The 23,065-nt window shown below is 59.6% G+C and carries 21 protein-coding genes and 1 tRNA gene; 16 read left to right on the top strand and 6 right to left on the bottom strand.

Annotated features, from left to right (window positions below):
* Positions 1–69: 69 nt before the first annotated feature.
* The 7 genes from KVQ82_RS20590 to KVQ82_RS20560 all read left to right on the top strand — a co-directional run bounded on the left by KVQ82_RS20590 (position 70) and on the right by KVQ82_RS20560 (position 6,156).
* A complete protein-coding gene (locus tag KVQ82_RS20590; RefSeq protein ID WP_007960694.1) occupies positions 70–261 on the top strand; it encodes a PLDc N-terminal domain-containing protein in 192 nt (63 codons plus the stop codon).
* A gap of 227 nt (positions 262–488) precedes the next feature.
* Complete coding sequence (speE, locus tag KVQ82_RS20585) at positions 489–1,364, top strand: polyamine aminopropyltransferase (RefSeq protein WP_041068886.1); 876 nt, start codon at positions 489–491, stop codon at positions 1,362–1,364.
* Between the two features lie 289 nt (positions 1,365–1,653).
* Complete coding sequence (locus KVQ82_RS20580; RefSeq protein ID WP_041068889.1) at positions 1,654–1,887, top strand: hypothetical protein; 234 nt, start codon at positions 1,654–1,656, stop codon at positions 1,885–1,887.
* A 214-nt stretch (positions 1,888–2,101) separates the two neighbouring features.
* On the top strand, positions 2,102–2,449 hold the full coding sequence (locus KVQ82_RS20575; RefSeq protein ID WP_041068892.1) for a ribonuclease E inhibitor RraB: 348 nt from the start codon (positions 2,102–2,104) through the stop codon (positions 2,447–2,449).
* Between the two features lie 534 nt (positions 2,450–2,983).
* Positions 2,984–4,393 (top strand): circularly permuted type 2 ATP-grasp protein, encoded by a 1,410-nt coding sequence (locus tag KVQ82_RS20570; protein ID WP_041068899.1) that lies wholly within the window; start codon positions 2,984–2,986, stop codon positions 4,391–4,393.
* Between the two features lie 12 nt (positions 4,394–4,405).
* Positions 4,406–5,356 (top strand): alpha-E domain-containing protein, encoded by a 951-nt coding sequence (locus tag KVQ82_RS20565; RefSeq protein ID WP_007960702.1) that lies wholly within the window; start codon positions 4,406–4,408, stop codon positions 5,354–5,356.
* Complete coding sequence (locus KVQ82_RS20560) at positions 5,353–6,156, top strand: transglutaminase family protein (RefSeq protein ID WP_108182136.1); 804 nt, start codon at positions 5,353–5,355, stop codon at positions 6,154–6,156. The genes KVQ82_RS20565 and KVQ82_RS20560 overlap by 4 nt, the downstream gene beginning before the upstream one ends.
* Before the next feature lie 121 nt (positions 6,157–6,277).
* Here KVQ82_RS20560 and KVQ82_RS20555 read toward each other — a convergent pair whose 3' ends face one another.
* Positions 6,278–7,099, bottom strand: coding sequence for a cytochrome c (locus KVQ82_RS20555; RefSeq protein ID WP_222019426.1), 822 nt, complete (start codon positions 7,097–7,099; stop codon positions 6,278–6,280).
* A 584-nt stretch (positions 7,100–7,683) separates the two neighbouring features.
* Between KVQ82_RS20555 and KVQ82_RS20550 the strand changes: the two genes are divergently transcribed.
* The 3 genes from KVQ82_RS20550 (at position 7,684) to KVQ82_RS20540 (ending at position 11,881) form a co-directional block, all read left to right on the top strand.
* Positions 7,684–8,889, top strand: coding sequence for an acetyl-CoA C-acetyltransferase (locus KVQ82_RS20550; RefSeq protein ID WP_222015491.1), 1,206 nt, complete (start codon positions 7,684–7,686; stop codon positions 8,887–8,889).
* A 24-nt stretch (positions 8,890–8,913) separates the two neighbouring features.
* Positions 8,914–11,058: a 3-hydroxyacyl-CoA dehydrogenase NAD-binding domain-containing protein gene (locus KVQ82_RS20545; protein WP_222015490.1), complete on the top strand. Its 2,145-nt coding sequence runs from the start codon at positions 8,914–8,916 to the stop codon at positions 11,056–11,058.
* Positions 11,059–11,152: 94 nt separating this feature from the next.
* Positions 11,153–11,881, top strand: a complete 729-nt coding sequence (locus KVQ82_RS20540; RefSeq protein ID WP_222015489.1) for an amidotransferase — start codon at positions 11,153–11,155, stop codon at positions 11,879–11,881.
* Between the two features lie 132 nt (positions 11,882–12,013).
* Here KVQ82_RS20540 and KVQ82_RS20535 read toward each other — a convergent pair whose 3' ends face one another.
* From KVQ82_RS20535 to KVQ82_RS20525, 3 genes are all read right to left on the bottom strand, one after another.
* A complete protein-coding gene (locus KVQ82_RS20535) occupies positions 12,014–12,985 on the bottom strand; it encodes a magnesium and cobalt transport protein CorA (protein WP_027613314.1) in 972 nt (323 codons plus the stop codon).
* Positions 12,986–13,119: 134 nt separating this feature from the next.
* A complete protein-coding gene (locus tag KVQ82_RS20530) occupies positions 13,120–13,842 on the bottom strand; it encodes a 1-acylglycerol-3-phosphate O-acyltransferase (RefSeq protein ID WP_222015488.1) in 723 nt (240 codons plus the stop codon).
* Positions 13,843–14,059: 217 nt separating this feature from the next.
* A complete protein-coding gene (locus KVQ82_RS20525; RefSeq protein WP_047598841.1) occupies positions 14,060–14,749 on the bottom strand; it encodes a crotonase/enoyl-CoA hydratase family protein in 690 nt (229 codons plus the stop codon).
* Between the two features lie 295 nt (positions 14,750–15,044).
* Between KVQ82_RS20525 and KVQ82_RS20520 the strand changes: the two genes are divergently transcribed.
* The 6 genes from KVQ82_RS20520 (at position 15,045) to KVQ82_RS20495 (ending at position 17,567) form a co-directional block, all read left to right on the top strand.
* Positions 15,045–15,134: transfer RNA gene (locus tag KVQ82_RS20520), tRNA-Ser, on the top strand.
* Between the two features lie 163 nt (positions 15,135–15,297).
* The gene (locus KVQ82_RS20515; protein ID WP_222015487.1) at positions 15,298–15,618 is read left to right on the top strand and encodes a YbjQ family protein; all 321 of its coding nucleotides are present in this window, start codon (positions 15,298–15,300) and stop codon (positions 15,616–15,618) included.
* Between the two features lie 214 nt (positions 15,619–15,832).
* A complete protein-coding gene (locus KVQ82_RS20510; RefSeq protein WP_041067596.1) occupies positions 15,833–16,021 on the top strand; it encodes a hypothetical protein in 189 nt (62 codons plus the stop codon).
* Between the two features lie 326 nt (positions 16,022–16,347).
* Positions 16,348–16,716 (top strand): glycine zipper domain-containing protein, encoded by a 369-nt coding sequence (locus KVQ82_RS20505; protein WP_007960728.1) that lies wholly within the window; start codon positions 16,348–16,350, stop codon positions 16,714–16,716.
* A 134-nt stretch (positions 16,717–16,850) separates the two neighbouring features.
* Positions 16,851–17,276, top strand: a complete 426-nt coding sequence (locus tag KVQ82_RS20500; RefSeq protein ID WP_041067599.1) for a YMGG-like glycine zipper-containing protein — start codon at positions 16,851–16,853, stop codon at positions 17,274–17,276.
* A 123-nt stretch (positions 17,277–17,399) separates the two neighbouring features.
* Positions 17,400–17,567 carry a hypothetical protein gene (locus KVQ82_RS20495; RefSeq protein WP_222015486.1) on the top strand — a complete coding sequence of 56 codons (168 nt, stop codon included), beginning with the start codon at positions 17,400–17,402 and terminating at the stop codon, positions 17,565–17,567.
* 270 nt (positions 17,568–17,837) lie between these two features.
* On the opposite strand, the gene KVQ82_RS20490 is transcribed toward KVQ82_RS20495, so the two are convergent.
* Positions 17,838–18,221 (bottom strand): hypothetical protein, encoded by a 384-nt coding sequence (locus KVQ82_RS20490; RefSeq protein ID WP_086794790.1) that lies wholly within the window; start codon positions 18,219–18,221, stop codon positions 17,838–17,840.
* Positions 18,214–23,001 (bottom strand): RHS repeat-associated core domain-containing protein, encoded by a 4,788-nt coding sequence (locus tag KVQ82_RS20485; protein ID WP_222015485.1) that lies wholly within the window; start codon positions 22,999–23,001, stop codon positions 18,214–18,216. The genes KVQ82_RS20490 and KVQ82_RS20485 overlap by 8 nt, the downstream gene beginning before the upstream one ends.
* Positions 23,002–23,065: the final 64 nt, after the last annotated feature.

Here is a 23,065-nt window from a genome sequence, read left to right as displayed (position 1 = left end):
GCAATAAAAGGGAACCCTGCGCGCGACCGTCTATCCTAAAAGTGCATGCCACTAATCTGGAGTGACACCATGGGTTCCACGTTCAACGGGCTGATTGGCCTGATCATTCTTGCCCTCGACATCTGGGCCATTATCAACGTACTGAAAAGCGGTGCCGAGACCGGGATGAAAATCCTCTGGGTCCTGCTGATTATCCTCCTGCCGGTGCTGGGTCTGATCATCTGGGCGATTGCCGGGCCGCGGGGCAATGTGCGGGTCTGAAGAACACTGTAATACCCCTGTAGGAGCTGCCGAAGGCTGCGATCTTTTGACTTTGTTTTTTTAAAACAGAAATCAAAAGATCGCGGCCTTCGGCAGCTCCTACATGGATTGTGGATTGTCGATAAACAGAGGTTCGACCTGTCATCTTCGGCAACGTAGAATGCGCGCCTTTCCCGGGCAATCGTCCCCCACGATCGACGCCCGCGCATTCATCGGAGCACTTGACCATGACCGTCACCAAGACCAGCGAGTACCTGGAAACCCTCTACGAAGGCTACGGCCAGCGTTTTCGCATGGAAAAACTGCTGCACGAAGTGCGCACCGAACATCAACACCTGGTGATCTTCCAGAACCCGCGTATGGGTCGGGTGATGGCGCTGGACGGCGTGATCCAGACCACCGAAGCCGACGAATTCATCTACCACGAAATGCTCACCCACGTGCCGATCCTCGCCCACGGCACAGCCAAGCGCGTGCTGATCATCGGCGGCGGTGACGGTGGCATGCTGCGCGAAGTGACCAAACACGCCAGCGTCGAGCACATCACCATGGTCGAGATCGACGGCACCGTGGTCGACATGTGCAAGGAATTTCTGCCGAACCACTCCAAGGGCGCCTATGACGATCCACGCCTGAATCTGGTGATCGACGACGGCATGCGTTTCGTCGCCACCACCACAGAAAAATTCGACGTGATCATCTCCGACTCCACCGACCCGATCGGTCCGGGCGAAGTGCTGTTCTCGGAGAACTTCTACCAGGCCTGTCACCGTTGCCTGAACGAAGGCGGGATCCTCGTGACCCAGAACGGCACGCCGTTCATGCAGATCGATGAAGTCAAAACCACCGCCGGTCGCCTGCGCAGCCTGTTCCCGGACTGGCACTTCTATCAAGCGGCCGTGCCGACCTACATTGGCGGTTCGATGACCTTCGCCTGGGGCTCGACCAACCCGGCCTATCGCAAGCTGAGCCGTGAAACCTTGCAGCAGCGCTTCATCGGCAGCGGCATCGTCACCCGCTACTACAACCCGGAAATCCACATCGGCGCGTTCGCGCTGCCACAGTACGTGCTGCAGGCGATCAACAAGCCAAGCAACGACTGACGCACTATTCCCGGATCGGTGATAGATCCCCTGTGGTGAGGGGATTTATCCCCGACCGGCTGCGCAGCAGTCGTAAAATCGGCAGACGCGTTGGAACTGACACTATGCGTTCGCTGAATTCAGAAACGCTTCGCGCCCATCGGGGATGAATCCCCTCGCCACAGAAGCCTGTTTCCCCATCGGTTAATTTTTTTTCATGTTCGTGCGCCGCAATCCTTTTGAACGATCAATCTCGCCAAAAGTCGAGATAGTAGTAAGCCCATTTGCGGGTTTGATCGAGGAGGCACCGATGCAAAAGTGGAAAGTCACTTTCGTGGACGATCATGGTGAAATTGTCGATGAGGTGTTCGAGCGCGCGGAATGCCCCAGTGACGACGAGGCTGCACGCCTGATCAAGGAACGGCTCCTGCCGGTGGCCGCCAAACTGGATCTGAACGATCTGGAAGGGCGAACCCCTGATGCTGGCGTCAAAAGCCTCGAAACGCAGAACAGCATCAAGATCCGCAGCATCACTCCAATCTGAAAATCTTCCTTTCATCCGCAACAACCAGGCCTTGGCAGCAGCTCTATCTTGGGGCTACTCTGCAAGCGAGATCAGCGAACGAATCGCTAAGGTCTGGTCTTGTCAGCTACATGCTTGTTTCCCGCCGGCAACCGGTTTGCCGATGTACTTCTGGCCTGTAAGGCCCGGGGCGGGAATACGGAAAGTCTATCCATCTATCCGAGGGGGACGTTTCATGAGCACAGCCTATCAAGAAGACATCAGCAGCAACGTACTGCGCCGCATGAAAGAAGGCGGTTTCGACTTTTCCCGGTTCCATCCCATCGAGTTCTACGCCATTTTCCCGGACGAGGAGCGGGCGCGCAGGGCGGCGGGCAAATTTCGTGGTGAATCCATCAATGCCCAGGTCAGTGCGCGCGAAGATGGCGCCTGGTCACTGGAACTGAGCAAAGTGATGCACGCGACCTATGACGACATTGGCGATTTCGAGCAGGGCTTTTCTGCCGTGGTCGAGCCGCTGGGCGGCATCATCGAAGGCTGGGGCGTCAAGCAGGAGGTACGCAACCGCCATCGTCTGAACTGATCTCTGGTTTCAGGTATTGAGCAACGGCTGACCTTCGGGTTGGCCGTTGTCGTTTTCAAGATCAAAAGATCGCAGCCTCCGGCAGCTTCTGCACCAATCACCTGCAGGAGCTGCTGGAGGCTGCGATCTTTTGCTTTTTACTTTCAAAACATTTCAGAAAGGCAAAAAAAAGCCACCGGAGAGGGTGGCTAAAAGGGAAGACCGATAAGGAGAGGAAACCGGTCAGGGTTACGGCCTGCGGGGACTGCGTGGGCAGTCCGGATCAGTGGAGCTGAAGTCTTCAGCGGGGAAGTTTTCAGCGAATGCGCCGATTATCCGCAGCCCGGCGCAAGCAGTGAAATCAACTCTGACTATGCTGGTGATAGGCGATGCAGTGCGTCGCAATGAAGCGGGGGCAATCCTGTTGGAGCATTTGCCGCACAGGAATGGTGCGGTGCTTGCGGCTTGATTATCCAACCGATTGAAATCAAAGCGTTTATGCCGATGGCACGGGCCTTGCGAAGGCCTGTAGGTCCGGGTGACAAGGAGTACGGCATGATCCGCACCTATTTTGATGAAATGTACGATGCCGGCGGCCAGGTTCGCCCGCATTACCGGGAGTTCGCCCGCTGGCTTGCCGACACGCCTGACGAGTTGCTGGCGCAACGGCGGCGCGAGGCCGACCTGCTGTTCCACCGGGCCGGGATCACCTTCACGCTCTATGGCGACGAGCAGGGCACCGAGCGCCTGATTCCGTTCGACACCATTCCGCGCAGCATTCCCGCCAGCGAGTGGCGGATCGTCGAGCGTGGCTGTATCCAGCGGGTCAAGGCGCTGAACATGTTCCTTGCCGACCTCTATCACGAGCAGCGCATCATCAAGGCCGGGATCATTCCCGCCGAACAGGTGCTGGCCAACGAGCAGTACCAGTTGGCGATGCAGGGCCTGGACCTGCACCGCGATATCTATTCGCATATTTCCGGCGTTGATCTGGTGCGCGACGGCGACGGCACCTACTACGTGCTCGAAGACAACCTGCGTACCCCGAGCGGCGTCAGCTACATGCTTGAAGACCGCAAGATGATGATGCGCCTGTTTCCGGAGCTGTTCGCCGCCCAGCGCATCGCGCCCATCGATCACTACCCGAACCTGTTGCTCGACACCCTGAAAAGCTCCAGCCCGATCGACGACCCGAGCGTGGTGGTACTGACGCCGGGGCGCTTCAACAGTGCGTTCTTCGAACACGCCTTTCTGGCACGGGAAATGGGCGTCGAGCTGGTGGAGGGCGCGGATCTGTTCGTGCGTGACGACAAGGTCTTCATGCGCACCACCGACGGGCCGAAAGCGGTGGACGTGATTTACCGGCGTCTCGACGACGCTTTCCTCGACCCGCTGGCGTTCCGCCCGGACTCAATGCTCGGCGTACCGGGACTGCTGTCCTCCTATCGCTCGGGCAACGTGGTGCTGGCCAACGCCATCGGCACCGGCGTGGCGGACGACAAGTCGGTGTACCCGTTTGTCACCGACATGATCCGCTTTTACCTCGACGAAGAGCCGATCCTGAAGAACGTGCCGACCTGGCAGTGCCGCAATCCCTCGGAACTTTCCCACGTACTGGCCAATCTGCCGGATCTGGTGGTCAAGGAAACCCAAGGCTCCGGCGGTTACGGAATGCTGGTGGGGCCGGCGGCGACAGCGGCGGAAATCGATGCATTCCGCGAGCGGATCAAAGCCAAACCCCACGCGTACATCGCGCAGCCGACGTTGTCACTGTCGACCTGTCCGACCTTTGTCGAAAACGGCATTGCGCCGCGCCATATCGACCTGCGTCCGTTTGTACTGTCTGGCCGCGAAACCCGGGTCGTGCCCGGCGGTTTGACCCGTGTCGCCCTGCGTGAAGGCTCCCTGGTGGTGAATTCCTCCCAGGGTGGCGGAACCAAGGACACCTGGGTGGTCGAGGATTGAAGGAAGCTTGCCATGTTAAGTAGAACTGCCTCGGATCTGTACTGGATGTCGCGTTACCTGGAGCGGGCGGAAAACCTCGCGCGGATGCTCGATGTCAGTTATTCGCTGTCGCTGATGCCGCAGGACGGTCGTGGTGACGGTCTGCACGAGCTGGCCATGCCGCTGCTGATTACCGGCACCCTCGACGATTACCTGGAGCGTCACGGCGAACTGCATGCCGAACGCCTGCTGCACTTTTTCGCCCTCGATGCGGCCAACCCGGCGAGCATCTACAGCTGCCTCGGCGCAGCGCGAGCCAGTGCGCATGCGGTGCGCGGGCGTATCACCGCGGACATGTGGGAGAACATCAACGCTACCTGGCTGGAGATTCGCGGCATTGCCGAACAGGGCCTCAGCCGTTACGGCATGAGCCGTTTCTGCGAGTGGATCAAGGAGCGCTCGCACCTGTTCCGGGGCGCGTCCTACGGCACGATCATGCGCAACGATGCGTTCCGCTTCATTCGTCTGGGGACGTTCATCGAGCGTGCGGACAACACGCTGCGCCTGCTTGATGCGCGCTACGAAATGGCTGGCGATCAGGCCGAGGCCGTCAGTGACGGCACCGCCCACGCTTACTATCAATGGAGTGCGCTGCTGCGGGCGCTGTCGTCCTTCGAGGCCTACACCGAGATCTACCGCGACGCCCCCGGCGCCCGGCATGTCGCCGAGTTGCTGCTGTTGCGCGCCGATGTGCCGCGCTCGCTGCGTGCCTGCACCGAGGAAATCGACCAGATTCTCGCCCAGTTGCCAGGGGCCAACGGCCGTCCGGCGCAACGTCTGGCCGCCGAAATGGACGCGCGTCTGCGCTACACCGGCATCAACGAAATCCTCGCCGAAGGCCTGCACGCCTGGCTCACCGAATTCATCCCGCTGGTGCGCCAGTTGGGCAACGCGATTCACAGTTCATACCTGGAGGCTGCATGAGACTTTCCATTAGCCACGAGACCACCTATCACTATGAAGATCAGGTGCGGGCGAGCATCCAGTATCTGCGCCTGACCCCGCACGACAGCGAGCGTCAGCACGTGTTGAGCTGGCAGCTCGACCTGCCGCGTCCGGTGCGCGCGCAGCTCGATCCGTTCGGCAACATCCTGCATGTGCTGACCATGGATGAACCGCACGAAGCGATCATCATCGGCGCCCGCGGCCAAGTGGATATCGACGAATTGCGTGAGGCCGAGCATGAGAGTCAGTCGGCGCTGCCGTTCCTGCGCTTCACTCGCCTGACCGAGGCGGACGAAGCGTTGCGTACGTTTGCCGACAAATCCTGCAAGCAGCGACGTGACCGCACCGCCCTGATCGATCTGATGCACGGCTTGAATCAGCACATGACCTACACGCCGGGCTCCACCGAAGTCGACACCAGTGCCGCCGAAGCCTTCGCCGGGCGCGCCGGGGTTTGCCAGGACCACACTCATGCCTTTCTCGCCTGTGCACGCAGCCTGGGGATCCCGTCACGCTACGTTTCCGGCTACCTGTACAGCGAGGACGCCGAGCACCTGGCCAGCCATGCCTGGGCCGAAGCATGGCTGGATGACGCCTGGTACAGCTTTGACGTGACCAACCAATTGGCCCGCCCGGAGCGGCACCTGAAACTGGCGGTGGGCCTGGATTATCTGGATGCCTGCCCGGTGCGCGGCATGCGCCGTGGAGGGGGGAGCGAGCAGATGCATGCGAAGGTGTTGGTGTCGCCGACGCCAGTCATTTCCGTGCAGCAACAGTAGATCCGGGATACCGCTATCGCTGGCAAGCCAGCTCCCACAGGTTATGCGCTGACTCTGAATCCGCGGTAATCCTGTGGGAGCTGGCTTGCCAGCGAAGAGGCCGGTGATATCACCGCAACGCTTATGGCTTGATCTTGCGCCCAGCCATGTGCTGCAAATAGCCGATCAGCAACTGCAAATCCCCCTCCGGCAACACCTCCGCCGAAAACCCCGGCATCTTCGCCTGTGGCCACTGGCGCAAACTCTGTGGATCACGAATGTAGCGCTTGAGGAAGTCCGCGCCGAAATACTCGGTCGGGTTGTACGGAATGTTCAGGTCCGGCCCGAACTGCGCATCGCCCGCACCGTTCAAGCGGTGGCAGGCCAGGCAGTTCTTCTGGAACAGCGCAAAACCCTGATTCACCGGGTCATTCGCTTTCAGCGCAGGATCCGGCAACAGGGCAGGGAAGCGCTCGGCCACTGGCGCCATGCGCTTGATGCTTGCCACCTGGAACGGCCATTGTTCCGGGCTGATATTGCCGGCTTGTGGGTCGGTCCATACCAGATAGAACGGCCCGGCACTGTGCTTGCCTTCGGACAGCGGCGGCCACGGCTGCGCCGGGTCTTCGATCGCCAGCCAGGCACGTGCGCCTTTGGTATTGAGCAACGGTGCAGCGCTCAGCTCGGCGGCAAAGCCGTCCAGCGCCACCGCTTGCAGATGATCGCCCGGTTTGATGCCCGTCAGCAGCGCCGCGACCGGGACGGCGCGATAAGTCATGTCCTTCTTGTAAGACACATCATTTTTGATGGTCAGGGTTTGTACCTGAGGGTGCTTGAGCAATTCCTCGGTCTGCCAGGTGTGACGGGTTGCGCCCAGCTGCAGATCCAGCTGTGCGGCAGACAAGGGCATGCTCAGCAGCAAGGCCCAGAACATAATGAGCGTTTTCAAATGATCGCCGTCCATGTCGTAGGAGTGCGCAAAGGTTGGCACAGCCACGCTGGCCCGGGAAGCGGGCCAGTCACATTGTTGATGGCAATGAAATGCACCCGGCCGGCGAGTCAGCCGATGACCTTGGTCAGGTTCGGCAAAATCAGCAACAGCGTGGTGGCGAAAAGAATGAGCCCGGCTTGACGAACTTTCGGTTGTTTGAACATGGCTTGACCGCCTTTATTGTTATTTCCTGATGTTTGCCTGCATATCCATGACGGCAAACGCTGCACTTCCTGTAGAAGAACGTCGGCCCCGGCAAAACCCGACGACCCTGACGTACATTTACTACCTTAGAGCCCGCGTCACGCGCGGCTTAGATCCATTTCGTATGTATTTGCTGCTGCTGGCAATAAAAAAGACATGAGGCGTATTGCCAGCTTCTGTGCCGACCGCTTGCTAGACAACTCGCCGACCTGAACCGGTTCACCTGAGGGTGGATGACCGTCCGTCTGAGCGTGCGCGTCAACATCATTGAGCGCTGTGGTCATTGAATCCTCGACGGCGCGGGACAACAGTGAGACCACGAAATTCACTCACCGCACAGGTTCGAGGACGTCATGACCCAAGCTTTGATTTTCGATGCGCTACGTACGCCCCGTGGCAAAGGCAAGGCCGATGGCGCGCTGCACAGCGTCAAACCGGTGAATCTGGTCGCGGGGCTGTTGACCGCGCTGCAGAGCCGTACTGCGCTGGACACCAGCCAGGTCGATGACGTGGTACTCGGTTGCGTCACGCCGATTGGCGATCAAGGTTCCGATATCGCCAAAACCTCGGTGCAGGTGGCGGATTGGGACGTCAGCGTCGCCGGTGTGCAGATCAACCGCTTCTGCGCCTCCGGTCTGGAAGCGGTAAATCTCGGCGCGATGAAAGTCCGCTCCGGTTTCGAAGACCTGGTGGTGGTCGGTGGCGTCGAGTCGATGTCGCGGGTACCGATGGGCAGTGACGGCGGCGCCTGGGCGCTGGACCCGCAGACCAATCTGCACAGCCACTTCACCCCGCAGGGCGTTGGCGCGGATCTGATCGCCACCCTTGAGGGCTTCAGCCGTGAGGATGTCGATGCCTATGCGTTGCACTCGCAGCAAAAAGCTGCACGTGCCCGGGCCGACGGTTCGTTCAACAAGTCGTTGGTGCCGGTGCAGGACCAGAACGGCATCATCCTGCTCGACCACGACGAATTCATTCGCGCCGAATCGACGATGGAAGGTCTCGGCAAACTCAAGCCGAGTTTCGAAATGATCGGCCAGATGGGCTTCGATGCCACCGCGCTGCGGGTTTACAGCCGCGTCGAGCGAATCAACCACGTACACACGCCGGGCAACAGCTCCGGGATCGTCGACGGTGCGGCGCTGATGTTGATCGGCTCCGAAGCCAAGGGCCGTGCGCTGGGTTTGCAGCCTCGGGCGCGTATCGTCGCCACGGCGGTGACCAGTACTGACCCGACGATCATGCTCACCGGCCCGGCGCCGGCCACCCGCAAGGCACTGGCCAAGGCCGGTTTGCGCGTGGAAGACATCGACCTGTTCGAGGTCAACGAAGCGTTTGCCTCGGTGGTGCTCAAGTTCATCAAGGACATGGCGGTCGACCCGGACAAGGTCAACGTCAACGGCGGCTCGATCGCCATGGGCCATCCGCTGGGCGCAACCGGTTGCGCGATCCTCGGCACCTTGCTCGATGAGCTGGAAACCCGGGGTCTGCGTTACGGCCTGGCGACGCTGTGCGTCGGCGGCGGCATGGGCATTGCCACCATCATCGAACGCCTTTGAGCCCCGAATTCAAGGAATCTTGTTATGAGCGAAGCCATTCGTTACGAAAAAGGTCAGGACGCCATCGTCGTGCTGACCATCGACATGCCGGGCCAGAGCGCCAACACCATGAACGCCGTATACCGCCAGGCCATGGGCGCCTGCGTCGCGCGGCTGGTGGCGGAAAAGGACAGCATTGCCGGGGTCATCATCACCTCGGCGAAGAAAACCTTCTTTGCCGGCGGCGACCTCAATGAGCTGATCAAAGTCGGTAAACCCGAGGCCAAAGCGTTCTATGACATGGTGCTGAGCCTCAAGGGGCAATTGCGCACCCTGGAAACCCTCGGCAAACCGGTGGTCGCAGCGATCAACGGTGCCGCACTCGGCGGAGGCTGGGAAATCTGCCTGGCGTGCCATCACCGGGTGGCGCTGGACGTTGCGGCGGTGCAACTCGGTCTGCCGGAAGTGACCCTCGGACTGTTGCCGGGCGGCGGCGGGGTGGTGCGTATGGTGCGTATGCTGGGGATCGAAAAGGCGCTGCCGTATCTGCTCGAAGGCAAGAAGATCCGCCCACAGCAGGCGTTGCAGGCCGGTCTGATCGATGAGTTGGCGGCGGATCGTGACGAGTTGCTGGCCAAGGCGCGCGCCTGGATTGTCGCCAACCCGAGTGTGGTGCAGCGCTGGGATGTGAAGGGCTACCAGATTCCCGGCGGCACGCCGTCGAATCCGAAGGTCGCGCAGATGCTGGCGATTGCGCCGTCAATCCTGCGCAGCAAGACTCAAGGCACGCTGCCCGCGCCGGAGAAAATCCTCTGCGCGGCGGTGGAGGGTGCGCAGGTCGATTTCGACACCGCGCACCTGATCGAAACCCGTTACTTCACCGAACTGACCACCGGGCAGATTTCGAAAAACCTGATCGACACCTTCTGGTTTCAGCTCAACGAAATCAATGCTGGCGGTTCGCGGCCGCGGGGCTTTGAGCCCTATGTCACGCGCAAGGTCGGTGTACTCGGTGCGGGCATGATGGGCGCCGGGATCGCCTTCGTCAGTGCCTCTGCTGGTATCGATGTGGTGCTCAAGGACATCAACCTGGCGGCGGCCGAGAAGGGCAAGGCCCACTCGGCGGCGTTGCTGGACAAGAAAGTCGCCCGTGGGCAGATGACGGCTGAAAAACGCGAGGCGGTGCTGGCGCGGATCCAGGCCAGCGAGAGCGATGCCGATCTGGCGGGTTGTGATCTGATCATCGAGGCTGTGTTCGAAGACCGTGAACTGAAGGCCAACGTCTCCGCGGCAGCGCAAAAAATTGTCGGTCCTGACGCGGTGATTGCCTCCAACACATCAACGTTGCCAATCACCGGACTGGCGACGGCAGTACCCGATCAGAGCAAGTTCATCGGTCTGCATTTCTTCAGTCCGGTGGACAAAATGCCGCTGGTGGAAATCATCAAGGGTGCACAGACCAGTGCTGAAACCCTGGCGCGCGGTTTCGACTTCGTCCTGCAGATCAAGAAAACCCCGATCGTGGTCAACGACAGTCGTGGCTTCTTTACCTCGCGGGTGTTCGGCACCTTCACCAACGAAGGCATCGCCATGCTCGGCGAGGGGGTGAGCGCGCCGATGATCGAGACCGAAGCGCGCAAGGCCGGGATGCCGGTCGGGCCGCTGGCGATCTCCGACGAAGTCTCCCTTAGCCTGATGAACCATATCCATCAGCAAACGGCCAAGGACCTGCAAGCGGAAGGGAAATCGCTGACAGAGCATCCGGCGTTCGCTGTGATTGACTTGCTGCTTAACGAATACAAGCGCCCGGGCAAAGCCGCCGGCGGGGGCTTCTATGATTACCCGGCGGGTGGTCAGAAGCATCTGTGGCCGGAGCTGAAGACGCGTTTCGAGCAGGCCGACGGGCAGATTTCGCCGAAGGATGTGCGTGATCGTCTGCTGTTCGTGCAGGCCCTGGAAACCGTGCGCTGCGTGGAGGAGGGTGTACTGACTTCGACGGCAGATGCCAACGTCGGCTCGATCTTCGGCATTGGATTTGCCCCATGGACCGGCGGCGCATTGCAATTTATCAATCAGTACGGCGTGCAGGACTTCGTCGCACGCGCGCAGTATCTGGCCGAGCAGTACGGCGAGCGCTTTGCGCCACCGGCGTTGTTGCTGGAAAAAGCCGCGAAAGGCGAGTTGTTTTAAGTGATCGGCTGAGCGCTGCGGGGCTTGCCTTGCCGGGGTGTTTCAAGGCAGGCTCTGGGTGTTCATTATTCCCATCACGTGTCAGGTATTTTTTATGTCGCTACGCATCTGCATTCTGGAAACCGACATCCTGCGTCCGGAACTGGTCGATCAATATCAGGGTTACGGGCAGATGTTTCAGCGCCTGTTCTCGCAGCAACCGATTGCCGCCGAGTTCACCGTGTACAACGTGATGCAGGGCGAATACCCCAGCGACGACCTGACCTTTGACGCGTACCTGATCACTGGCAGCAAGGCCGATTCGTTCGGCACCGATCCGTGGATCCAGACTCTCAAGCAATACCTGCTGACTCGCTACGAGCGTGGCGACAAGCTGCTCGGCGTGTGCTTCGGCCATCAACTGCTGGCGCTGTTGCTCGGTGGCAAGAGTGAGCGCGCCACTCAGGGCTGGGGTGTCGGCACCCACAACTACAAACTGGCGGCCAAGGCGCCGTGGATGAGCCCGGTGCGGGAAGAGTTAACGTTGCTGATCAGCCACCAGGATCAGGTCACTGCGTTGCCGGAAAACGCCACGGTCATTGCCTCCAGCGATTTCTGTCCGTTTGCCGCGTATCACATCAACGATCAGGTGCTGTGCTTCCAGGGCCATCCGGAATTTATCCACGACTATTCGCGGGCGCTGCTGGATCTGCGCCAGGACGCGCTGGGGTCACAGATCTATTCCAAAGGCGTGGCCAGCCTGGAGCAGGAGCACCATGGCACCACGGTGGCGGAATGGATGATGCGGTTTGTGGCGCACAAGCCTGAGGCTGCAGCGATTTAAGACCTGACATTTACCTATGTGGCGAGGGAGCTTGCTCCCGCTCGGATGCGCAGCAGCCGTAATTTACGGCAACTTGATGTCTGTTTGGGGGCGCTTCGCACCCCAGCGGGAGCAAGCTCCCTCGCCACAGGACTACAGCCACCCCGACCTCTTGAAACTCGCCCACAAACTCACACACCCCACCGTAATAAACCCCAACACAGCGAAATAGCCGTAATGCCAGCTCAGCTCCGGCATGTTCTGGAAGTTCATCCCGTAAATTCCCGCCACCGCCGTCGGGAACGCCAGAATCGCCGCCCACGCAGCAAACTTGCGTTGCACCACACTTTGCCGTGACGCCTCCAGCAACACGCCGATCTCGATGGTCTGACTGGCAATGTCCGCCAGCGTCGTCAGGTCTTCCATCTGCCGCGTGACGTGAATCTGCACATCGCGGAAGTACGGGCGCATGTTCTTGTCGATGAACGGGAAGCTCAGTTTCTGCAGCTCCTCGCCAATCTCCACCATCGGCGCTGCATAACGGCGCAGGCGCAACACATCGCGGCGCAGGCCGTGAAGTTTCTGGATGTCATGCTCGTTCAACGCACTGCACAGCACGTTGCGCTCCAATTCATCAATCTCGGCATGAATCGCTTCGCCGACTGGCTGGTAGTTTTCGATCACGAAATCCAGCAGTGCATAGAGGACGAAATCTTCGCCGTGCTCGAGCAACAGCGGCCGCGCCTCACAGCGCTGGCGGACGTGCGCATAGGACGCCGAGTGGCCGTTGCGGGCGGTGATGATGTAGCCCTTGCCAGCGAAGATATGCGTTTCGATGAACTGCAAAATCCCATGCTCGCGGATCGGCGAGTAGGTGACGATAAACAAGGCGTCACCAAAGGTTTCCAGCTTTGGCCGGCTGTGTTTTTCCAGGGCATCTTCGATGGCCAGTTCGTGCAGGTTGAACTGGCGTTGTAGATTGGCCAGCTCCTGAGCGTCCGGCTCTTCCAGGCCGATCCAGACAAAATGCCCGGTTTTTGCGGCCCAGGCGGCGCCTTCGTCAAGCGTGATATTGGTGACTTTCTTACCGGCGCTGTAAACCGCAGCAGCAACAACTCGACCCATGGTGGTGGTTCACTTCTTCTTGGCAGATGGCAGGGAATACAAGGCTTCAGCTTAGCCGTGTCGCTGCTTGAGAGTCAGTGAAATCTGCACAGTTCACCCGGCAAAAGAAAACCCGCACGAGGCGGGTTGGTTTTTCACGCAGCTTGCAGCTGCTGATCCATCGCGGCGATGCACTCGCGCATCTGTTCGCGGCATTGGGACATGAGCATGGGCATGTCATCCATGGTCAGCCCGGCTGTAGGAATCGCCGGCAGCGAGCGTATGAGAATTTTCCCGCTGCGCCAGCGGTTCAGGCGCATGTGCTTGATGTAGCTGCTGACGCACACCGGCACAATCGGCACACCGGCGGCGATCGCCATCTGGAACGCGCCTTTCTTGAATGGCAGCAGTTCTTCACCGAGGTTGCGCGTGCCTTCCGGGAACACCCAGATCGACGTGTCTTCGTGTTGCAAGGTGTGGGTGGTGGTGAGCATCGACTTGCGCGCCTTGTGCGCGTTCCCACGATCAATCAACACGTTGCCTGCCAGCCAGAACAGTTGCCCGAACAGCGGCACCCATTTCAGGCTTTTCTTGCCGATGCACACAGTCCGGCGGGGTACCACGTTGCCGAACACGAACAGGTCGTAGTTGGACTGATGGTTGGCCACGATCACGCAGCTGTCGGGCTTGTTCATCAACGGGCCGACTTCAGCCTTCACACGCAAACGCAAAATAAACATGGCCGGTAGCGCGTAGAGGCGGGCGCACAGTCGGCTGTTGTCCGGGTTGAACGGACGGCACAGCCCGAGGATCACGCCCAACACGCCGGCCAGAATAAAGTGCAGGCCCATCAATAACATACGAAACACAAACAGCATTTTCAGGCCCCACCGGGACAAAAGGTGGCGCAGTGTACGGATGTGCACTGTTTTCGGCAATTGCTGCTATAGAGTGCGGAGATAGGCGATGTTTAAGCGCATGTTTCCGAGTTGATTGTCAGACCCGTGCTAGAGCAGTCGACGCTCGATCAACCGAACGCGCAAGAAAAAGCCCGACACGACGGTCGGGCTTTTCTTCGGCTCGGGAAGCGTGGGTTTAACCCAGATGCTCCTGATCCTGGATGATCGCGTTGTCGAGGGTTTCGAGCAGTGCCTTGCGCACTTTGAGCTTGGTGTTCTTGTGCGCGTTCATGTTGATCTTCTTCAACTGACGCGCTGCTGCCAGGGCTGCGCCTTGCAGCTCTTCGGCAGCCACCACCTTGTCGAGGAAACCGGCATCCACCGCGCTTTTCGGATCAAACATCTCGCCGTTGATCACTGAACGGTGGAACGCCGAGCGACGCAGGCGATCACGGGCCAGCTCAATGCCGGCGTGGTGCATGGTCATGCCGATCTGCACTTCGTTCAGGCCGATGCTGAACGGGCCATCGACGCCGATGCGGTAATCGGCAGACAACAGCAGGAACGCGCCTTTGGCCACAGCGTGACCAGGGCAGGCGACAATCACCGGGAACGGATGAGAGAGCAGGCGGCGGGCGAGGGTCGAACCAGCAGTGACCAGCGCCACGGCTTCTTTAGGCCCCGCGGTCATCACCTTCAAGTCGTAGCCGCCCGACAGAATTCCCGGCTGACCGGTAATGATCACGATGGCACGATCAGTCTTCGCCTGATCCAGCGCCGCGTTGAACGCCGCAATCACGTCCGGGGAAATGGCATTGACCTTGCCGTTGTTCAAGGTCAGGGTCGCGATACCGTCTTCGAGGTGGTAGGCAATCAACTCACTCATGACGCTATTCCTTGTAAGAAAGATGGGCAGACGTTACCCACCGCGGCAGGCCAGGTAAAGCGCCGTGACTGACCCGCCAGTCACCGTTTCCGGCCGCGCCCGGCGTAGCACACCGTTCTGCTTCTATATAAAAGGGTGGCCGTCACCAGAGATTGTCCGGTTTGCCATCGCCCAGGGTGGGTCGAAACGCCTTTATGCTTTAAGCGCATGAAAATTCTGAAAAAAAGTTTGCCATCAGAAAAGCTTTCGACTACATTAGCGCGCCTCGACAGACAGAACATGTTTGAAGAGATACGGTGAAGTGTCCGAGTGGCTTAAGGAGCACGCCTGGAAAGTGTGTATACAGGAAACTGTATCGAGAGTTCGAATCTCTCCTTCACCGCCAAATTCAATATACAAAACCCCTGATTTCGAAAGAGATCAGGGGTTTTGTGGTTTCTGGCGTCTGGATTTTAATCCGCTGCGCAAGTCATGCGCGCAAGTGCTCGGTCTGATGTGCCATAGCACATTACAATCGCCACTTTATCCGCTGAAAAAGGACGGTTCCCATGATCATCTCCACCACCCACGCCATCGAAGGCCGCCAGATCACCGCGTACCTGGACATTGTCAGTGCGGAGTCGGTGCAGGGCGTCAATGTGATTCGTGACCTGTTTGCCGGCATGCGCGACTTTTTCGGTGGGCGCTCGCAGACGCTGGAGCGTGCGTTGAAAGAGGCGCGGGTTCAGGCGACTGACGAGATCAAGGGGCGGGCTCGAGCTTTGCAAGCGGATGCGGTGGTCGGGCTGGATTTCGAGATCAGTATGCCGGCGGGCAAGGGCGGCATGGTCGTGGTGTTCGCGACCGGCACAGCGGTCAAGTTGCGTTGAGGTTGTGCAGATCAGCGCCATGGCTTGGATCCCACAAGCTTCAGGGCGTCTTCGGGTAATGGGATGTTGAAGAGGTGTAGGCCATTCGTCGGGCATCGGTCGAACTGAACCGCAAGTCCAGTAATGACCGGCTAGTCTCAAAAGCCTTGGAGGTCGATATTTTTTCAGGCAAAAGGGCTTTGCCGGTGTCGATCTATTGCAAAGGGGAGAGGCTATGACTGATCCGTATATCGAAGACGATGGAGCCGAGTTTTCATTCAATAACTGTGTCCGTTGCGGCCAGACGGAGTACCAATCGGGCTTTGGCGAGGACCCGGTGCAGACCGGCAAGATCAAGTCCACCACGCCCAAGGGGCCGAAAGCCAAATTCCTTCCGAAGGTTTCGGCCCGGTCAAGAAAGTAAGGTGAGACCAAACAACCCCGTCTATGAACGGGGTTTTTTATGCCTGATGTTTATGAAAGGAAATCTCCTACAAGTGATCGGGCAGATTCGGTTTTTTTTTCACAAACTTTTCACGTCCACGGACGTAGGGTGAAGCCATCCGTTAGAAAGCAAGTCTCCAGCCCGTCTCCCCAGCGGGCTTTTTTTTGCCTGCGATAAAACCTTTTGCCAAATCGCTGTCCAATCGGCGCCAAGTGCTCGGCGGCAGCTGATTTTTCTGGACTTCAGCGCGTCGGCAGCTTTCAATCTCGGCCCCTTTTGATCTCCCTATTTTTGAGGTTTTTGTCATGCGTCTAACATTGCCCGCTCTGGTTCTGGGGCTTCTGGTTGCTCAAGGTGCGGTGGCTGGTGAAGGCACTGCGGCACTCGGCGGCGGTCTGGGTGGTGCGCTGGGTAATGTGGTCGGCCAGAAAATGGGCGGCAGCACCGGCGCGGCGATTGGTGCCGGTGTTGCAGGCGCGGCCGGCAGTGCGATGGCCGCCGGCAAAGGCAGCCGCACCAAGGCGGCTATCGGCGGTGGTGTCGGCGCGGCCGGTGGTTCGGTGATCGGCAACAGCCTGGGCGGCCGAAATGGCGCGACCATTGGCGCCGGCCTGGGTGGCGCTGCCGGTGGTGCCGTCGGCGCCAACCTGTCCAAAGGTCACAAGCGTCACTGATTGCGAATGTTTGTCAGAAAAAGCCCGGCTCGACGCCGGGCTTTTTCATGGCTGAACGTTTTTCCGAAAAATGTCTCCAATCTGACATAGGCCCTGTGGGCATACCGTCCCGATTCGGGAACTGTGAGGTTCAAATGCGTTTGTCATTATCTGCACTGTTTTTCGGATTACTGGTCGCCCAAGGTGCGATGGCCGCCGGCGATGGTAGCGCCGCCGTCGGTGGCGGACTGGGCGGTGTGCTCGGTAACGTGGTCGGTGGCCAGCTCGGCGGCAGCACCGGTGCCGCGGTTGGCGCGGGCGTCGGTGGCGCGGCGGGCAGCGCGGTCGGAGCAAATAAACACAATCGCACCGAAGCCGCCATCGGCGGTGGTCTCGGCGCTGCCGGCGGCTCGGTGGTTGGTAATAGTCTGGGCGGCTCCACCGGCTCCGCCATCGGTGCCGGTTTGGGCGGTGCAGCGGGTGGTGCGGTGGGCAACAACCTGGGTGACGACGGTGGAAGCGGGCATTCCGGCGGGGGTCACAAGCACAACAAGTACAAACACAAAAACCGCCATCATTGATTGAATATTCGAAAGGAAACCCGGCCTGGTGCCGGGTTTTTCGTGTCTGGCGGTCGGACACTGGAACGATTGGCTATAGGTCTTTTCGAACGTTATACAACCCACCAGACGTAGAGGTTTGCCATGACGCCCGAAACCGAAGGCAAGGAAGAAAAAGGCCCGAGCGGTCTGCCGTTTATCAATGATCCGGGCAACGAGGATCCGGGGTCGCTGATGGATGATGCGACGGTGCCGTTGAATGATGCGGATGAGGCTTTGGATGATTATGAAGATGAGGAGGATGAGCAGTGATTGTTTGTTCTTTTGATCCTGCTTGGTAGTGATACATTCAGAATGTTAGGGCCTGGGTTCGGTCGGGCCCTTTGCGAGGTGTGAGATGAGTGGTGAGCAGAAGGATGACGATGTCGAACAAACGCCGGAGTATCCGCTGTCTTCGCCTACGGATCCTTTGGGGCGGGGTGAGTTGCCGTTGGAGGATTAGAACGCGGAGGAGTAGTGGTCATCGTTTGATTCTGAGAGGGCTTGCAAGCGCAAGTGCCACCTCAAGCATCGTTTAATTGGCTATTGAACAGAAAAAGAGACGTCAATCCTGTCTGCGCTGACTTTAACGAAGCGCCCATTCAGATGGGGATATTCGTAGTGGATATCCTGGTCCGAAAAATCGACAAACGATCGGAAGGTGTCTCCATCCAAGTAGCCATAAATGTCACAGGAGAACCCGCCGTCAAGCATCTCAATCTGCTGTTTTTCGCGTTCAGTCGCTATCACGCACTCCTCATCAGGCAGCAGCATTTCGAACTCCGCGTCGTAAGTATTTCCCACCACTATTTTTGACGGGCTGTAGCTGACGAAACACTTCAGCGAAAAGCCCTCAACTATCAAGTCAACAGCGTCTTCTACGAATTGATCTATTCCGACGACTAATGCTTTGTATGTCTTAGTCATGAGCAGGCCTCACGGTTTTATCTTGTGCGTTGCCATTGATTGTTCGCCAAAATTCCTTTCCACTTTTGGTGTGTAACGTCGTAATTTCATCATTCGTGTTGGTGCCCACGAAAGCAAATTTTGCTTCACCTTTCCGATTATTTCCCATCAATAGCAAATACCCTGATCGCACCTCGCCGTTGTATAAATACTCCACACGAGTACCTTGATTCACTACTTCTCGTGCGACGAGTAAATATTCCTCCTTGTTCATCGCCTTGAATTCTGCGCCATGCTTTTCAAAATGGCCTAAAAGCTTTTCGTCACTTCCAAAATCTTGAGGGCGGGAATTCGGTTTGGGGAGCGTTGGGTTAGCCTCATCAACAATCGAATCATCAACCCTGTCCGGTGATGAACAACCTGGCTTCTTCGGCGGCGGACAATTGGAGCTCAACCCCAACAGATCCACCCACCCCGTCGGATTCGGCACGTACCGGTACTGATTCAACCCACCCGCCAACTTCACCGGATCCGGCGTCAGATACCGCCCCAACCTCGGGTCGTAATACCGATGCCGGTTGTAATGCAGTCCACTCTCCGCATCGAAATACTGCCCCTGAAACCGCAGCGGCTGGTCGAGGTAGTCCTCGCCCGCCAGAGTGATTACCGCGACCTTGCCGTAGGCGTCGTACTGCGCCGACCAGACGATTTCGCCGCTGTAATCGGTCAGTTCCTGCGGCGTGCCGAGGTGGTCGAGTTGGTAGTAGAACGGGCAGGCCTTTTTCGGGCCTTTGCCGTCGAGCAGCACCAGCGGGCGGAAGGTGCCGGGTTCGTAGACGTAGCTGCGGTGATGGGTTTTGCTGCTTTCGGCGACGAGGTGGTCGCCTTGCCAGAAGAACTCGGTGCTGATGCCGTCGACGGTTTTGCGGATGCGTCGGCCGAAGGCGTCGTATTGGTAGGACGCGGTTTGGCCGTCGGGGCGGGTCAGGCCGATCAGGCGGTGCTGGCAGTCGTAGCGGTATTCGGTGACGAGTTGCTGGTCACGGCCACGGCGTTCGCGGATCAGGTTGCCGAAGGCGTCGTAGTCGTAATGCCGGTCGCCCTGCATCAGCAGGCGGTTGCCCTTGATCCGGGTCGGGCCGGGGCGATCTTGCATCAGCAGGTTGCCGGCGGGATCGTGGGCGAAGGATTCGGGTAGTTCGTCGCGCGAGTGGCGCACGCGGATCAAGCGGTCGAGGGCATCGTAGCCATAGGTGCGCTGGCCATGGCGGCTGTCGGCGATGTGCTCGAGGTTGCCGTTGGCGCTGTAGGCATAATCCCGGCGATACAGCGAGTCGTGCTGATGGCCTACAGCGTGGGCGAGTAAACGGCCCTGATCGTCGTAGGCATAATCGCTGAGCAGCAGGCCTTGTTGGCGTTGTTGTTCGCGACCCGACTGATAGACGTGGCTGGTCAGCCGCGTGCCATTAAGGTCAATGGCGGTCAGCGCGCCGCCCTTGGCGTAGTGATAGTCGAGCGTGCTGTTGTCCGGCAGACGCTGGCGCTTGAGCTGCCCGCAGGCGTCATAGGCATAACGCAAGGTGCCCCAGCCCTGATGCTCGGTGATCAGCCGGTCCTGCCGATCGTATTCAAAGGCCAGTGGATGTTGCTGGCCGTCATCGACGCCGATCAACCGGCCCAGGCGGTCGTAGGTGTAAGCCACCTGAACCCCGTCCGGCAGGGTTTTCAGCAGCAGACGCCCGGCCGCATCACGCGCGTAGGCAGTGACCAGCGTCGAGCCGTCATCGCCGAACTCGGTTTTTTCCAGCAGGTGCCCGTTGCGGTCGTAGGCGTACGCGGTGCGCCGGCCGTCGAAGCCGGTTTCCTGTCGGATCAATCCGGTGGGCGTGTAGTCCAGTCGGTACTTTTCGCCGGACTCGTTCTCGATTTCCGTCAGCAGCAGTTGCGCATGGTCGTAGCGGTACTGCACCCGCGTGCCGTCGGGATTGATCCTGCGCGAGACCAGGTGCAGGTCGTCGTCATACTCGTAGCGGGTGATGCGCCCGAGTTCGTCACGCTCGGCCGTGACCTGGCCGTACGCGCCGTAGCTGTAGGCGCGAGTGGCGCCTGTAGGCAACGTCGTCTGAACCAGTCGGCCAACGGCGTCCCACTGCTGGCGAGTGATCGCACCGTGTTCGTCGCATGAGGTCGTCCGCCGCCCCAGCGCATCGTAGGAAAAGCGCCGTACACCACCGTCGGGCAGGGTTTCCTCGGTCAGTTGGCCAAGGTCGTTCCAGACAAAAATGTGCCGGCTGGTGTCCGGATAACGGACCGACAGTAACTGCCCGCGCGTGTCGTAGTAGTAATAGGTGACCTGGCCGTCCGGATCGACCGCCTCGGTGACATCGCCCTCGGCGTTGCGCCGAAACGTCCACACCGCCTCGCCGCGTGAACGGCTGTGCAGGAAACCGTTGCGGTACTCATAGGACGTTGGCTCATCGTCCGGCGGAAGCAGCGCGATCAGCCGTCCGACGTCGTCGTAGCGGTATTCGGTGACCGCACCCAGCGGATCCTGCTCGGCGATCACCCGGCCCGCAGCGTCATAAGCCTTGAGGTGCTCACCGCCATCGGCCTCGACCTTGCGCACCAGCCGCGCGCTGTCATCGTGGACGTAGGTTTCTTCGCTGCCATCAACGTAATGCACCGTGACGCGGCCGCTGTCGTCCCAGACATACCGCGTATTCATCTGCGCGAACGAGGCCCAATGGCGCACGCAACGCGCGGCTTTGCCGGAACGTTCCCACTCCCAGAAAAAGCTCGCGCCGCCGGTCAGTTGCCGCTGCAGGATGACGTGCTGATCGTCGTAGTCGTAACGCTCGCTGTCCCCGATGGCGTTGGTCGCGGCCAACAATCGCTGACGGGCGTCGTAGCCATAACTGACCAGCGTTTGCTCGGTACGCCAGCCACCCGCCGCAAACACCTGGTAATCAACTGCCACCAGATGCGCCCGGTCGTAGCGCAACAGCAGCGAGCGACCCGCGCCATTGTCCAGGCGGAGAATTCGCAGCTGATGATCGCGAGAAACGGTCAGACGATTGCCATACGCATCGCTGACCGCCGTCAGCCGCCCGGCACGAAAGTGATAAAACCGCGCCGCCTCCCCCGCCAGCGCGAGGATCAGTTCCTCGGGCTCATCGCCGAGAAAAATCGCCGCCCGCGACAGGCTGTTGTGAATCTGCGGCCGTTCAACACTGGGCAATGGGAACCGCGTGCGGCGGTTCTCGTGATCGACCCAGACCACCGCCTCGCCATCGAACTCCAGCCGATGCGCCAGCGAATGGCTCCAGCCAAACCCCAGCCCGACATCGATCTCCACCGCGCTGGTGCGGTACAACCGGGTGAACTCGAACGGCAGCAAGCCATCGAGCGTGCCATCGGTCAGGGTCAGCAGTTCTTCGCCGGTAACCATCGACACCGGACAGCCATTGGTGCAGGTCAGCGGTGCGCAATCGGCGCTGGCGCCGTTGGGGTTTTTCGCTTGATCGGGGGAGTCGTCGCGAGGCTCGTGCCGCTCCATCCGGGTCGTGCCCCGGGACTTGTCCCGTGCCATGGGCGCCGGATTCGGTACCATCAACACCACTGAATCCGCCTGGCGAATATTCAGCGGGACCGCCGGCGTCGGCTTCAGCGGCACGTCGCGCGCATTGACCATCAATGGTTTCAACGCGCCCGCGTGCTTGCTCAGATCCGCACTGGAGGTCAGTTCGCTCAGGCGCAACGCCGATGCGGCCAGCCATTGCCGCGCCCGGGGCGACTTGATCTTGCTCAGCACCTTGCTGCTCAGTCGCACGGGCACGCCAACGCCGCCGCAAACGCGCATCAGCAAAAAGCTGATCAACAACTCGAACCGGACTTCTGCCACCACTTCCGCCAGGTACTGCGGCGGCAGCATCTTCAGCCAACTGGTGAACGCTGCCAGATGGATAAACAGCAACGGCTCGTCACTGAGGATCAGCAAGCCATTGGCGATGGCCTCGCCGGAGGCGTCGAGCAGCGCTTGCAACTCGACATCGCTCAAGTACTGCAGGAGTTTTTCACTGTTGGCCTGCAGGTCGGCGAGCAGGGCAAACAGCTGTTTAACGTCATCCCAGATGTCGTGCAGGGCTTTCTCGAAACCGCGCCAGTCGGCCTGTTGCAACTGCTGGTAACGATCAGCCAAACCGGCGCCGGAAAACTCCGCCCACAGCGGATGAAACCCGTCCCACTCCTGGCGAAGCCAGACCTCCAGCCCGTCCAGAATTTCTTCATAGGAGGCGTACAGCGCTTGGATATGGGCGCTGGACACATCAGGAAAGAAGGTGATGCGATAACGCTGGCCCCGGTCGCAGTCGCTGACTTCCAGAATGCCGCTCGGGCCGATGGTATGTCGCAGTGGTTCACCGAAACTCAATACCCCGTCGACTTCGCCGATCACCGGTTCCAGCAGCACCGGGGTATTGCCGATCGGTACGAAGCGCACTGCCTCGAACAGGTGCACCAGAGTCAACGGGCCGCTGGCGGGGCACATGACCACCGAGGTCTGGATCGGCTGGCGGGATTTGACCGGAGCGCTGAGGTGCACGTCGTCGCCGACCTTGAACACCTGCTCGACATCCAGTGCCGTACCCGTCCAGAACTGCTCGGCCCAGGCCTCGTAGTTGTTCAGGCACAGGCGGAACTCGCGGATCAGCGTTTCGAAGTCCGGGTGTTGCGGGTTCAGGGCGGCAACCACCAGCAGGCCGATGCTGTTGTTCAGGGCCAGGAGCCGATCGGTTTGGAACATTCGCAAGCACTCGCGCACGTGAAAGAGGTGCGCGGACTTTGCGGGGGATCAAAGTGGAAAGAAG

This window comes from Pseudomonas sp. AO-1, assembly GCF_019775695.1.
GTDB lineage: Bacteria > Pseudomonadota > Gammaproteobacteria > Pseudomonadales > Pseudomonadaceae > Aquipseudomonas > Aquipseudomonas parakoreensis.
Note: the sequence above shows the minus strand (reverse complement) of the source record. Positions and strands in the feature narration are given on the sequence as shown.

Bases quoted from the DNA above. Each gene is read 5' to 3' on its own strand.
- KVQ82_RS20540 (WP_222015489.1), top strand. From the start codon at position 11,153: ATGTCGCTACGCATCTGCATTCTGGAAACCGACATCCTGCGTCCGGAA.
- KVQ82_RS20590 (WP_007960694.1), top strand. From the start codon at position 70: ATGGGTTCCACGTTCAACGGGCTGATTGGCCTGATCATTCTTGCCCTC.
- KVQ82_RS20500 (WP_041067599.1), top strand. From the start codon at position 16,851: ATGCGTTTGTCATTATCTGCACTGTTTTTCGGATTACTGGTCGCCCAA.
- KVQ82_RS20565 (WP_007960702.1), top strand. From the start codon at position 4,406: ATGTTAAGTAGAACTGCCTCGGATCTGTACTGGATGTCGCGTTACCTG.
- KVQ82_RS20485 (WP_222015485.1), bottom strand. From the start codon at position 23,001: ATGTTCCAAACCGATCGGCTCCTGGCCCTGAACAACAGCATCGGCCTG.
- KVQ82_RS20580 (WP_041068889.1), top strand. From the start codon at position 1,654: ATGCAAAAGTGGAAAGTCACTTTCGTGGACGATCATGGTGAAATTGTC.
- KVQ82_RS20550 (WP_222015491.1), top strand. From the start codon at position 7,684: ATGACCCAAGCTTTGATTTTCGATGCGCTACGTACGCCCCGTGGCAAA.
- KVQ82_RS20575 (WP_041068892.1), top strand. From the start codon at position 2,102: ATGAGCACAGCCTATCAAGAAGACATCAGCAGCAACGTACTGCGCCGC.
- KVQ82_RS20490 (WP_086794790.1), bottom strand. From the start codon at position 18,221: ATGACTAAGACATACAAAGCATTAGTCGTCGGAATAGATCAATTCGTA.
- KVQ82_RS20555 (WP_222019426.1), bottom strand. From the start codon at position 7,099: ATGGACGGCGATCATTTGAAAACGCTCATTATGTTCTGGGCCTTGCTG.
- KVQ82_RS20525 (WP_047598841.1), bottom strand. From the start codon at position 14,749: ATGAGTGAGTTGATTGCCTACCACCTCGAAGACGGTATCGCGACCCTG.
- KVQ82_RS20515 (WP_222015487.1), top strand. From the start codon at position 15,298: ATGATCATCTCCACCACCCACGCCATCGAAGGCCGCCAGATCACCGCG.
- KVQ82_RS20560 (WP_108182136.1), top strand. From the start codon at position 5,353: ATGAGACTTTCCATTAGCCACGAGACCACCTATCACTATGAAGATCAG.
- KVQ82_RS20570 (WP_041068899.1), top strand. From the start codon at position 2,984: ATGATCCGCACCTATTTTGATGAAATGTACGATGCCGGCGGCCAGGTT.
- KVQ82_RS20530 (WP_222015488.1), bottom strand. From the start codon at position 13,842: ATGCTGTTTGTGTTTCGTATGTTATTGATGGGCCTGCACTTTATTCTG.
- KVQ82_RS20505 (WP_007960728.1), top strand. From the start codon at position 16,348: ATGCGTCTAACATTGCCCGCTCTGGTTCTGGGGCTTCTGGTTGCTCAA.
- KVQ82_RS20535 (WP_027613314.1), bottom strand. From the start codon at position 12,985: ATGGGTCGAGTTGTTGCTGCTGCGGTTTACAGCGCCGGTAAGAAAGTC.
- KVQ82_RS20510 (WP_041067596.1), top strand. From the start codon at position 15,833: ATGACTGATCCGTATATCGAAGACGATGGAGCCGAGTTTTCATTCAAT.
- KVQ82_RS20495 (WP_222015486.1), top strand. From the start codon at position 17,400: ATGACGCCCGAAACCGAAGGCAAGGAAGAAAAAGGCCCGAGCGGTCTG.
- KVQ82_RS20545 (WP_222015490.1), top strand. From the start codon at position 8,914: ATGAGCGAAGCCATTCGTTACGAAAAAGGTCAGGACGCCATCGTCGTG.
- speE (WP_041068886.1), top strand. From the start codon at position 489: ATGACCGTCACCAAGACCAGCGAGTACCTGGAAACCCTCTACGAAGGC.